General features: G+C 67.0%; 11 protein-coding genes and 1 pseudogene. 2 read left to right on the plus strand and 10 right to left on the minus strand.

Features of this window, described 5'->3' with window-relative positions; all coding sequences use genetic code 11:
• Nucleotides 1–33: 33 nt before the first annotated feature.
• Nucleotides 34–984, plus strand: coding sequence for a glucose-1-phosphate thymidylyltransferase RfbA (gene rfbA / locus BOS5A_RS03945; protein WP_151953895.1), 951 nt, complete (start codon nt 34–36; stop codon nt 982–984).
• Here rfbA and BOS5A_RS03950 read toward each other — a convergent pair.
• From BOS5A_RS03950 to BOS5A_RS16280, 9 genes and pseudogenes are all read right to left on the minus strand, one after another.
• The gene (locus BOS5A_RS03950) at nt 927–1,901 is read right to left on the minus strand and encodes a GDP-L-fucose synthase family protein (RefSeq protein WP_151954493.1); all 975 of its coding nucleotides are present in this window, start codon (nt 1,899–1,901) and stop codon (nt 927–929) included. The two genes, rfbA and BOS5A_RS03950, sit on opposite strands and share 58 nt — an antisense overlap.
• Nucleotides 1,898–2,995 (minus strand): GDP-mannose 4,6-dehydratase, encoded by a 1,098-nt coding sequence (gmd, locus tag BOS5A_RS03955; RefSeq protein ID WP_151953896.1) that lies wholly within the window; start codon nt 2,993–2,995, stop codon nt 1,898–1,900. The genes BOS5A_RS03950 and gmd overlap by 4 nt, the downstream gene beginning before the upstream one ends.
• Nucleotides 2,996–3,079: 84 nt before the next feature.
• Entirely contained in the window at nt 3,080–5,017 is a 1,938-nt protein-coding gene (locus tag BOS5A_RS03960; protein ID WP_151953897.1) for a polysaccharide biosynthesis protein, read from the minus strand.
• 71 nt (nt 5,018–5,088) lie between these two features.
• Complete coding sequence (locus BOS5A_RS03965) at nt 5,089–5,661, minus strand: sugar transferase (protein WP_234419192.1); 573 nt, start codon at nt 5,659–5,661, stop codon at nt 5,089–5,091.
• A 28-nt stretch (nt 5,662–5,689) separates the two neighbouring features.
• On the minus strand, nt 5,690–6,439 hold the full coding sequence (locus BOS5A_RS03970) for a glycosyltransferase family 2 protein (RefSeq protein ID WP_151953898.1): 750 nt from the start codon (nt 6,437–6,439) through the stop codon (nt 5,690–5,692).
• A 44-nt stretch (nt 6,440–6,483) separates the two neighbouring features.
• A complete protein-coding gene (locus BOS5A_RS03975; RefSeq protein ID WP_151953899.1) occupies nt 6,484–7,677 on the minus strand; it encodes a glycosyltransferase family 4 protein in 1,194 nt (397 codons plus the stop codon).
• Nucleotides 7,674–8,621, minus strand: a complete 948-nt coding sequence (locus tag BOS5A_RS03980; RefSeq protein WP_151953900.1) for an NAD-dependent epimerase/dehydratase family protein — start codon at nt 8,619–8,621, stop codon at nt 7,674–7,676. Before BOS5A_RS03980 ends, BOS5A_RS03975 begins: the two co-directional genes overlap by 4 nt.
• Entirely contained in the window at nt 8,618–9,484 is an 867-nt protein-coding gene (locus BOS5A_RS03985) for a class I SAM-dependent methyltransferase (protein WP_151953901.1), read from the minus strand. Before BOS5A_RS03985 ends, BOS5A_RS03980 begins: the two co-directional genes overlap by 4 nt.
• Nucleotides 9,485–9,516: 32 nt before the next feature.
• Nucleotides 9,517–9,654, minus strand: a pseudogene (locus BOS5A_RS16280) (DapH/DapD/GlmU-related protein); the annotation flags it as partial.
• Nucleotides 9,655–9,753: 99 nt separating this feature from the next.
• On the opposite strand from BOS5A_RS16280, the gene BOS5A_RS03995 reads away from it, so the two are divergent.
• Nucleotides 9,754–10,032 carry a hypothetical protein gene (locus BOS5A_RS03995; RefSeq protein WP_199857264.1) on the plus strand — a complete coding sequence of 93 codons (279 nt, stop codon included), beginning with the start codon at nt 9,754–9,756 and terminating at the stop codon, nt 10,030–10,032.
• A gap of 20 nt (nt 10,033–10,052) precedes the next feature.
• On the opposite strand, the gene BOS5A_RS04000 is transcribed toward BOS5A_RS03995, so the two are convergent.
• On the minus strand, nt 10,053–11,138 hold the full coding sequence (locus BOS5A_RS04000) for a glycosyltransferase family protein (RefSeq protein WP_151953903.1): 1,086 nt from the start codon (nt 11,136–11,138) through the stop codon (nt 10,053–10,055).
• Nucleotides 11,139–11,142: the final 4 nt, after the last annotated feature.

Below are 11,142 nucleotides of genomic sequence, written 5' to 3' on the forward strand. Positions count from 1 at the left end.
GGGTTGTTCAACTTGCCGCGCTAGGCATGACGCATGAAGGGCATCATCCTGGCAGGGGGGACCGGCAGCCGGCTGTATCCCGCGACCCTCGTCGTCAATAAGCAGCTGCTGCCCGTGTACGACAAGCCGATGGTCTACTATCCGCTGTCGGCGCTGATGCTCGCCGGCATCCGCGATATCCTGATCATTTCAACTGCGCAGGATCAGCAGCATTACCGCACGCTGTTCGGCGACGGATCGGCGCTCGGCCTGTCGATCGCCTATGCCGTCCAACCAAGGCCGGAGGGGTTACCCCAGGCGTTCACGATCGGCCGCGAGTGGATCGGCGGCGATGCTGTCGCGCTGGCGCTCGGCGACAACATCTTCTTCGGGAACGGCCTGTCGGTCATGCTCCGCCGCGCGGCGGCCAGACCGAGCGGTGCGACGATCTTCTCCTACCGGGTCGACGATCCCGAACGCTATGGTGTGGTCGAGTTCGATTCCGCGGGGCGGGCGGTCGCGATCGAGGAGAAGCCGGCGGTCCCGCGCTCCAACCACGCGATCACCGGTCTGTATGTCTTCGATTCGCGCGTGTGCGATTTCGCCTCGCGGCTGAAGCCATCGGCCCGCGGCGAGCTCGAGATCACCGACCTCGCCCGCTGCTACCTTGAGATCGGGGCGCTCCACGTCGAGCCGATGGGACGCGGCTATGCGTGGCTCGATACCGGCACGCACGACAGCCTGCTGGAGGCGGCCGAGTTCGTGCGCACCATCCAGCGGCGCCAGGGCATCCAGATCGCCTGCCTGGAGGAAATCGCCTATCTCGCCGGCTTCATAACCGCCGACGCGGCACTTGCGCGCGCGCAGGCGCTCGGAAAGACGGCTTACGCCCGCGCGATCATGGCGGCGGTGGCGGATGCGCCACACCCCATAGCGGGCAATGCGCCTCAAGCCGCGGTTGCGGCTCCGGTCTCGCGCGCAACGACGTTCTCGCAATACCACTGATAGACCCGCGCGACGCCCTGATCGAGACCGATCGACGGGCGCCAACCGAGCCCTTCCAGCTTGCGCGTGTCGAGCCGCTTGCGCGGGGTGCCGTCGGGCTTGGTCGCGTCGGTGTGCACCGCGCCCTCGAAGCCGACCGTGCGGGCGATCAGCCGCGCCAGATCGCCGATCGCGACCTCGTCACCGCTGCCGATGTTGACGATCTCGCCGTCCGAATAGTTTTTCGCGAGGAAGACGAGCGCGTCGGCGAGATCATCGACATGCAGGAATTCGCGAAGCGGCGTTCCGCTGCCCCAGATCGTGAAGCTGTCCGCCCCGGCCTGCTTCGCCTCGTGCGCCTTGCGCACCAGCGCTGGCAGGACGTGGCTGGAATTGAGGTCGAAATTGTCGAACGGGCCGTAGAGGTTGGTCGGCTGCGCCGAAATGAAATCCAGCCCATATTGCTTGCGATACGCCTGGCACAGTTTGATGCCGGCGATCTTGGCGATCGCATACCACTCGTTGGTCGGCTCCAGCGGGCCGGTAAGCAGCGCGTCCTCCGAGATCGGCTGCGGCGCTATCTTGGGATAGATGCACGACGACCCGAGGAACACCAGCTTGGCAGTGCCCGCCTGCCGCGCCGCCTCGATGATGTTCGTCTCGATCATCAGATTGTCGTAGAGGAATTCGGCCGGCCGCGTGTCGTTGGCGTGGATACCGCCGACCTTGGCGGCTGCCACGAAGACGAGATCGGGGCGTGTCTCGTCCATCCATGCCTCGACCGCGGCCTGACGGCGCAGATCGATCCGCTCGCGCGGCGCCACGAGATCGCAGTTCTCGATTTGGAGGCGTCGCACCAGCGCCTGGCCGACCATGCCGCGATGGCCGGCGACCCAGACGCGCCGGCCGGTGAGATCGAACGCCGCCACCGCGCTCAGGCCGTGGTGCGCGGGCGCAGCGCGGATTCTTCGTCGATGCGGCGGTGCTGCGCCTCGCGCTCGACGGTCTTCAGATCGGCGACCATCATGTCGGTCACCAGCTCCTCGAAGCTGGTCGTCGCTTCCCAGCCCAGATCGGCCTTGGCCTTGGCGGGATCGCCGATCAGCAGCTCGACTTCGGTCGGGCGGAAATAGCGTGGATCGATCTCGACCAGCGTGCGCCCCGTCTTCGCGCACACGCCGCGCTCCTCGACGCCCTCGCCCTGCCAGTCGAGCGTGATGCCGACATGCGCAAAGGCGCGCTCGACGAACAGGCGGACGGTCTGCGTCTGGCCCGTCGCCAGCACGAAATCGTCGGCGCGGTCGTGCTGCAGGATGCGCCACATGCCCTCGACATAATCGCGCGCGTGGCCCCAGTCGCGCTGCGCGTCCATGTTGCCGAGATACAGCTTGTCCTGAATGCCCAGATGGATCGCCGCCACCGCACGGGTGATCTTGCGGGTGACGAAGGTTTCGCCGCGGATCGGGCTTTCGTGGTTGAACAGGATGCCGTTCGACGCGAACATCCCGTAGGCTTCGCGGTAGTTGACCGTGATCCAGTAGGCGTAGAGCTTCGCCGCCGCATAGGGCGAGCGCGGGTAGAAGGGCGTCGTCTCGCGCTGCGGAACTTCCTGGACGAGGCCGTACAGCTCGGACGTCGATGCCTGATAGAAGCGCGTCTTTTCGGTCATCCCCAGGATCTTGATCGCCTCGAGAATGCGCAGCGTGCCGATCGCATCGGCGTTCGCGGTATATTCGGGCGTGTCGAAGCTGACCTGGACATGGCTCTGCGCCGCCAGATTGTAGATCTCGTCGGGGGCGATTTCCTGGACGATCCGGATCAGGTTCGTCGAATCGGTCATGTCGCCATAATGAAGGTGCAGCTTCGCGCCGCTTTCATGCGGGTCCTGATAGATGTGGTCGATGCGGCCGGTGTTGAACGACGATGACCGCCGCTTCAGGCCGTGCACCTGATAGCCCTTGGCGAGCAGCAGCTCCGCCAGATAGGCGCCGTCCTGTCCGGTGACGCCGGTGATGAGTGCGGTCTTGGTCATGATGGTCCTGATTGCCGGGGGCCTGGTTGCCTGATGCCCCGTGGAATTTTGCAGCCGCCCTTAGCTTGAGGAACCGTGCAAGGTCTAGCCGTTAACCGCGACTTCCTCGCGGCGCAGCGCCACGAAGTCGACGACATCGGCCATGGGTTCGAACTCGACGACAAGCGTCATCAGCAGCGCGCGCGCCGCGTCCGCTTCGCCCGCGTCGATCATCGCCTGAAGCCGGTCGAGCGCGTCGCGGAGCGTTGCCCAGGGAATCAAGGGCTCATGCGCGCGGAGAATACGGGGGTGCGCCGACGGGCTGGGATCATTGCCGATCAGCAGCTCTTCATACAGCTTCTCGCCCGGACGCAGACCGACATATTCGATGGCGACATCGCCGTCGGCCACGCCGTCCTCGCGAACCCGAAGCCCCGACAGTTCGATCATCGAGCGCGCCAGATCGACGATTCTTACCGGCTCCCCCATGTCCAGCACGAACACGTCGCCGCCCTCGGCCATGGCGCCCGCCTGGATCACCAGTTGCGCGGCTTCCGGGATGGTCATGAAATAGCGGGTGATCTCCGGGTGGGTGATGGTGATCGGTCCCCCGGCGGCGATCTGGCTGCGGAACAGCGGGACGACCGATCCGCTCGACCCAAGCACGTTGCCGAACCGCACCATCGAGAATTTTCCCGGGAGGCCATCCGCATTGAGCGCCTGCAGCACGATCTCGGCGAGCCGCTTCGTCGCGCCCATGACGTTGGTCGGGCGCACCGCCTTGTCGGTACTGATGAGGACGAAGCTGGCGACACCGTGCTCGCGCGCGGCGACCGCGACGTTCAGCGTGCCGATGACGTTGTTCGCGACGCCTTCGAGCAGATTGTGCTCGACCAGCGGGACATGCTTGTAGGCGGCGGCATGATAGATCGTGTCGGGGCGCCAGGTGCCGACGATCTCGTCGATCCGGCGGCGGTCGCGCACCGTGGCGAGCAGCGGCACCACCGACCGTACCGTCGCGGTGCCCGCCGCCATCTCGGACAGCAGTTCCTGGTGGATGGCGTAGAGGTTATATTCGCTCGAATCGACCAGCAGCAGGATATCGGGCGCGATGCGCGCGATCTGCCGGCAGATCTCGCTGCCGATCGACCCGCCCGCGCCGGTGACGAGGACGACCTTGCCGGTGATGTTGCGCCGCAGGAGCGCGGCATCGGGCGGGATCGGCGACCGGCCGAGCAGATCCTCGATATCGAGGTCCTTCAGATCGCTGAACGAAACGGTGCCGCGCGCGAGCTGATCGACGCCCGGCATCGCGCGGATATGAAGCCCCGATTTCTTGAGCTGCGCGATGATGTCGCCCCGGCGCGTGCGCGAGGCCTTGTTGATCGCCAGCAACACGTCGGAGACCGCGTGGCGTCCGATCAGCCGGGTGAGGTCGCGCGGCGCATAGACGCGCAGGCCGTCGATCGTCGCCTTCCACAGCGATTCGTCGTCGTCGAGGAAGCCGATCACGCGGACCTGTCCGCTGATCTTCAGGGCCGAGGCGACCTGACGGCCCGACGCGCCGGCGCCGTAGATGAGCACGCGCGGCAACTCGCCATCCGCGCCCGCCATGCGGTGGCTCCGTCCCAGCCAGGCGCCTGCAACCCCGCGCAGTCCGATCACCAGCAGCAGCAGGACGATCGGCTGGATCAGGCCGATGGTACGCGGCACGCCGGTCATCCCGACATAGGTGTAGATCAGCGCGAAGGGGACCGCGTAGACCGCGACCGCCTGCGCGATCGTGACGAGCGATGCAAGCCCGGAGAACCGGAAGATCGCGCGATACAGCCCGAACAGGACGAAGATCGGCAACGCTAGCAGGATCGACACGATCGTCGGATAGAAAACCGGCCCGAAAACGTCAGGCCAGTCGTTGGTGCGCAGATAATAGGCGACGTGAACACTGCCGGCGCACAGCAATGCATCTGCCGTGAAGGCGATGGCGCGCTTCGCCGGGCGCGGCAGCGACAGGACCGCTTCAGAAACCGATGCTGCTACCACGCGAACGCTTACCCCGATCTTGTGATCTGCCGCGCTTGCGTTCGCGGAAAATCGGCACTCGTTCCGCGCTCTTAATGAGTAACGGTCTTGTCGCCAAGTAGCTTCGCAGCGGTAAGCACAATGATGCGCAGGTCGAACATCATCGAACGCCGGTCGTAATATTCGCGGTCGAGCGCGACCTTCGCAGGAATCGGCAGTTCGTCGCGCCCGTTGATCTGTGCCCACCCGGTGATGCCCGGGCGAAGATCATCGATGCTTTGCGTCTTGCGCAGCGCGATGAGATCGTCCTGGTTGAACAGCGCGGGGCGCGGCCCGACGAAGCTCATGTCGCCCTTCAGCACGCTCCACAATTGCGGAATCTCGTCGAGACTTGTCTTGCGCAGAAAGCCGCCGATCGGCGTCAGCATCGCGCGCGCGTCGGCGAGCAGGTGCGTTGCCACCGCCGGCGTCCCGGTGCGCATCGTGCGAAACTTCGGCATGCGAAAAATACGTCCGCCGCGCCCGACCCGGTCGGACCAGTAGAGCGCCGACCCGGCGGAGGTCGCCTTGACCGCAATCGTGACTACCAGCGCGACCGGCAGCGCGATCGTCATCACGATCAGCGCGAATATCACGTCGAACACCCGCTTTGCCATGTCGTGCATGTATCGTTTCTCGTTCGGCGCGATGATATCAGAACAGCATGTCGATGAGCTTGAGCGGATATTTCGTCATGATCATGGCAGGGTTGGTATACACCCCGTTGTCCCGGCACGCCCGCACGCACTCGCGGTTGATGAGCAGCTTCGACGAAAGGCCGGAGGTGCTGAGGCCGCCGGCGCGCATCCGGACGACCACCTCGGGCAGGTGCCGATAGCGGATCCGGGCCTTGGTGAAGGCGCGCACGGCATATTCGTAATCCGCGGCGAGCCGGAAGTCGGTGCGATACAGCCCGATCCGGTCATAGACGCCGCGCGCCAGAAACGTGCCGGGATGCGCGGGCATCCAGCCCCAGGCCAGCTTTCCGGGGGCAAATCGCGTGCTGCGATAGCGTCGCGTGATCCTGTCGGGATTGTCGCCGTCGAAATACACGACATCGCCAAGCACGGCCTCGAGCCCGGCATCGGCCGCGAACAGGGCCGCGACCTTCGAGAGCACCTGCGGATTCGCATAGGCGTCGTCGGCGTTCAGGATTGCGATGACGTCGCCGGTCGCCAGCTTCACGCCCTTGTTCATCGCGTCGAACAGCCCGGCGTCACGCTCCGACACGACGACCGCGCCGGGCATCGCCTCGCGCGCGATGATGCCCTGCGTGCCGTCGGTCGACAGCCCGTCGATCAGCACATGCTCGATATCTTCGTGGTCCTGCGCGCGCACCGACGCCAGCGTCTCGCTGATCGTCGCGGCGGCATTGAAGCTGACCGTGATAACGCTGATCTTCACTCGAACTTCCTGCTTCGTGCGGCTGCGGTCGGGCGCCGGCGCCTTTAGCCGCGCGGGGCCGGCTTCACAATCCTGGCCGCAGCGGCGGTGCGAACGACGCCGCTGAGCGTTCGCGCAAACACGCGCTGGCGCTCCAGCGTCGGTGCCCGCGCCGCTGCCATCGCGGCGACGATCGTGTCCGGCGAACGCGGCGGAGCGGCGTCGATCGCGTCGGCCAGCGCACCCGCATCGTCGAGCGCGAAGAAGCGCGCGTCCGGCGCCTGCTCGCGGTGCACGCGCAGGTCCGACAGGATCAGCGGCGTCCCGCACGCCTTGGCTTCCTCCACCGTCGTGCTCCAGCCCTCGAACCGCGACGGATTCACGAGGGCGTTCGCGCCGATCATCATCGCCTGCACCATCCGGTGCTCGACGCTGCCCAGCATGCGGAAGTGCGATTCGACGCCCGCTTCCGCCACCCGCGCCGCCAGTTCCGTGCCATAAGCCGGGTAGCGCGGATCGACGCCGTGCCCCGTCACCAGGATGCACCGCGTCGATCCGCGCGCGCGCAGGATCTTCGCCGCCTCGATCGCGACGCCGTGATTCTTGTGGACCCATAGCTGGTTGGGCAGGAAGACGAAGTCCTCCGGCACGCCGCCTTCGCGCAGCATCGCCCAGGCGGCTGCTGCATCGGGCCAGCTGTCGATCGGCACCGAAAAGCGCGCGACATGGGTGCGGCCCCTGGCACGCGGATAATATTCCAGGCAGTCGGCCTCGGCATCATGGCTGCTCAGCAGGATCGCGGCGCTGGACGCGACCTGCGCGCGAAAGCCGATATCGCGCTTCCACCAGGTCGCGCGGCCGAACAGATGCGGCAGGCGGCGGTGCTGGAAATCGGGGATCCACGCGATCGACGGGATCTCGCTGCGCCAGCCAAGATAGATGGCGGGCGAAAACGCCGCGTCCACACCCTCGCGCGCATAGGCGGCGAGGAGCGGCGCGTTGCGTCCGGTCGCCAGCGCGCGCCCGATCCCGCCCCGCACCCGGTCCTCGGCGAACGCCGGATCGACGACGATGCGCGTGCGCGGCAGCGCTGGCAGGTCGCGGACATAGGGGTCGTCGGCGCGGTCCGGCCCCAGGAACAGCAGCGTCTCGATCTCCGCATCGCCGTGCTCGGCCATCGCCCGCACGAGGTTGCGCATATACATCCAGCCGCCGAACCAGCCCTTCCCGCCGATCGGCGGCACCGCGAAGCGGATCATGCGCGCGGTTCCGGCATATCGTGCTGCGCCCGATACCAGCGGACGTAATCCGCGATCCCGGCATCGACGTCGGTAGCGAAGCGGAACCCCGCGGCATCGAGCGCGCCCGGTGCCGCGACGAGGCTGAACGGGTCGCCCGCGCGGCCTTCGCCCGAAAAGGCGAGGCACGCCGGGTCACGCCCGAAGGCGCGCGCCACGCTTTCGGCGATCCGCCGCACGCTGCCGGCCCGGGTGGAGCCGGCATTGACCACCGGCATCGCCGGCGACGCGAGCGGCGCCGCGGTGACGAGCGCGCGCACCACGTCGCGCACATGCGTCCAGTCGCGCAGTTCCTCCCCCGTGCCGCCCAGCGTCACCGGGTCGGCGCCGCTGGCAAGCTTTCCGCACAGGTCCCACAGCAGCTGCTTGGCAAGCCCGGGACCATAGACCGAGAACAGCCGCACCGCGACGACGTTCAGCGCAAAGCTGCCCGCCCAGCCGCGGCACACCGCCTCCATCGCGAACTTGTGCGCGCCGTAGGGGCTGAACGGCGCGGTCGCCGCGTCCTCGGCGATGCCGGCGCGGTGCAGGTCGCCGTAAACCGCCGCCGACGACACGATCACCAGCCTTGCGCCCGGTGCGCGGGTGCGCAGCCAGTCGAGCAGCATCCCCGTGCCGCCCACTGTCGCGCTGAAATCGCGGTAGGGATCGGCCAGCGACGCCCCGACCGATGATCCCCCCGCCAGGTGATAGACGGTGTCGGGCACGCCGGTTTCGCCGGCCAGCGTATCCAGCCCCGCCTGCGACAGCGCGCCCGCCGACCAGCCGCAGGTGGCGTCATCCAGCGCGCAGCCGCCGGCATCGATCAGGTCCAGCCCGGCGACGCGCGTCCCCGTCGCGGCGAGATGCCGCACGAGATGCCGGCCGATAAAGCCGCCGGCGCCGGTGACGAAGGCGAGGGTCACGCGCGCGCGGCTTGCCGGGGCTTGCGCGCGACGAAGGAGGCGTGGCGCCCCGGCCGCTTGTCGATCCGCGAGGCGAGGCGGCGCACCATCCCGCCGACCCCGGGCAGACCCAGCACGGCCGCGCCGACCGGGCGCAGCGGAGCGACCGGAATCAGCTGCGTGGCGATTCGGCGATTGATCTCGCCGGCCGATTGCGGGCCATAATTGATCGGGCTGTCCAGCGACCCGATCGTGCGCTCCAGCACCAGGCCCGACGCCCTGATCGCGTCTTCATACACCGCCAGCGGATGCGCGTTCTCGCCGCCATAGCGGTGATGCAGCGCGTGGGAGGCGAAGAAGGCGGGCAGGTCGGCCGAGCTGTTGACGACATGCTCGCGCGCCGCGACGAAGACGCCGCCCGGCCGCAGCACGCGGTGAAATTCGCGCGCCGCGGCCGGCAGGTCGTCGATGTGGTGCAGCACCGCGCGCGCGAAGATGACGTCGAACGATGCGTCCGCGAACGGCAGCCGCTCGGACAAATTCTCCTCGACCCGGATCGCCAGACCGGCCTGCGCAGCAAGCGCGCGGATCGCGCCGCCGCCGACGAGATCGCTCGGGTCGGGCTCCAGCGCGGTCACCGTGAAGCCGTCCTTCGCCAGCGCATAGCTGGCGATGCCGCGCCCGGCGCCCGCGTCCAGCGCCTCGCCGGGGCCGGTGCCGACGATCTTGCGCACCGCTGCCCATTCGTTGCTGCGCCAGTAGCGATCGGCCGCCTCGATCAGCGGATCGTCATAATAGGCGTCGCGCACGATATCCTCGCGGCCGGGCTGATCGCGCAGCCAGCGAACTGCGTCCTCCCAATTGCCGTGGTGGGTGTCTGTCATGAATCCGGTCCTGAAAGTGTGCGCAGGACAACCGCCGGGTTGCCGCCGACGATCGTATAGGGCGCAACATCCTTGGTGACGACCGCCCCCGCCGCGACGATCGCGCCTTCGCCGATGGTGACGCCCTTTAGGATGATGGCGTTGAATCCGATCCACGCCTTATCGTCAATCCGTACCGGCGCGATTTTTACCGCGCTCCAATCCTTGGCGCCCCGTCCCCAGTCGAGGACGTCTTGGGCGCGATCCTGCCACGCAATGCCATGCGAGTTGTGATCGACGACGGTCACGCCCCACGACATGACGACATCGTCACCCAGCGAGATTTCGCGCGCGAGGACGAAATGACTGGCGCCGACGTAACAGCGATCTCCGCACCGGAAGGACGCGTTGTCCCGGTCGAAGGATATTCGCGCGTTTATGATGCAGTCGTCACCGATGGACACGCGGCAGCCGAGTTTGGGCGCAACCTTGTCGAACCGCAGGCTCGACCGCGCACCGGTCACGCAATCGACGTGACCTTTCAGTCGACGGCGGCCGAGCGCGTTTAGCGCTCGTTGCGCGATAGCCCTCATGCGACGATTTCCACGAAGCGTTCCCACTGGCGCTGCTTGGAAAAACGGTCGGCGATCATTGCGTGGCCTGCCCGCGCCATCGCCTTGCGCTGATCGTCATCGGCGTGAAGCGCGCGGATTCGATCGACGGCCTCTTGTGCGGATGCATAGGCGGCGAAGTGCTCACCCTGAACGATCCCGTCTGGATATCGCCCAATGTCGCTCACCAAGGCCGCGCCGCAGCCCATGGCCTCCCACACGCGCATGTTGCCGCGATCGCCGCCTGCCATGTCGATGGCGCCGTTCACGACGACCTTCGCCGTGCCGATCGCTTCGAGCAGGTCGAGGCCGAATACGGGACCACGTGCAACCGCACGGATATCGCGATTGCGCCGATGCTTGGCGAGCGGCCCCATCCAGCCGAGCGGCGTCTCGGCAAGTCGGGTCAACCGGGAACGATCGAGGTGCATGACCACGTTCATGTCGAGGCGCAGCGCGGCAACCGCCTCGAGAATGAGCGCGCGACTGCGGTGATAACGGGAGTAGGTTCCGACGAACAGAACATCGATCGGACGATCGGTGCGATCCGCATAGCGATCCATTGCGGGGTCGTGCGCGGGCGCGAAATATTCGGCACGCGCGCCTTGTGCGCGGTATTGATCGAGCAGGCCGGGAAAGTTGTTGACGATCACGTCATGTTTCAGGAACCGACCGCCGGCAGATGGGGCCGCGCGCCATGCGACCGTCCGTTTCACGCTCCCCGGCAGCGTCGCCAGGAAGTCGTCGCCATATCGCATCGGATCGGTGTTGTAGAAGATTTCGGTGCGGTGATGCTCGATCTGCGCGCGCAGGATTTCCTCCAGCGTCGCGTTGGCGGGCAGGCCGTTCTCCTTCGCCCACAGCCGCTGCGAGAACTCGTCGTCGCCATTTGCGAAGAACGCCGTCTCCTCGACGTTCAGGATCGGCTGCAGGAAATGCGCCGCGCCGAACCGGTCGTCGAGAAACGCCGCCGTCGCGTCCGCGAAGCTGCGGCTGTCCTTCGTCAGCCGCGCGAGGCGCGGGCGATAGGACCGGTAGACACCGCTGTTCTGGAAAATCCGCATGACG

Source organism: Sphingomonas sp. EC-HK361, assembly GCF_902498785.1.
GTDB lineage: Bacteria > Pseudomonadota > Alphaproteobacteria > Sphingomonadales > Sphingomonadaceae > Sphingomonas.

What these genes read in the sequence shown, in the direction of transcription:
- rfbA (WP_151953895.1), top strand. Translation starts at nt 34, where the DNA reads ATGAAGGGCATCATCCTGGCAGGGGGGACCGGCAGCCGGCTGTATCCC.
- gmd (WP_151953896.1), bottom strand. Translation starts at nt 2,995, where the DNA reads ATGACCAAGACCGCACTCATCACCGGCGTCACCGGACAGGACGGCGCC.
- BOS5A_RS03965 (WP_234419192.1), bottom strand. Translation starts at nt 5,661, where the DNA reads ATGCACGACATGGCAAAGCGGGTGTTCGACGTGATATTCGCGCTGATC.
- BOS5A_RS03975 (WP_151953899.1), bottom strand. Translation starts at nt 7,677, where the DNA reads ATGATCCGCTTCGCGGTGCCGCCGATCGGCGGGAAGGGCTGGTTCGGC.
- BOS5A_RS03985 (WP_151953901.1), bottom strand. Translation starts at nt 9,484, where the DNA reads ATGACAGACACCCACCACGGCAATTGGGAGGACGCAGTTCGCTGGCTG.
- BOS5A_RS04000 (WP_151953903.1), bottom strand. Translation starts at nt 11,138, where the DNA reads ATGCGGATTTTCCAGAACAGCGGTGTCTACCGGTCCTATCGCCCGCGC.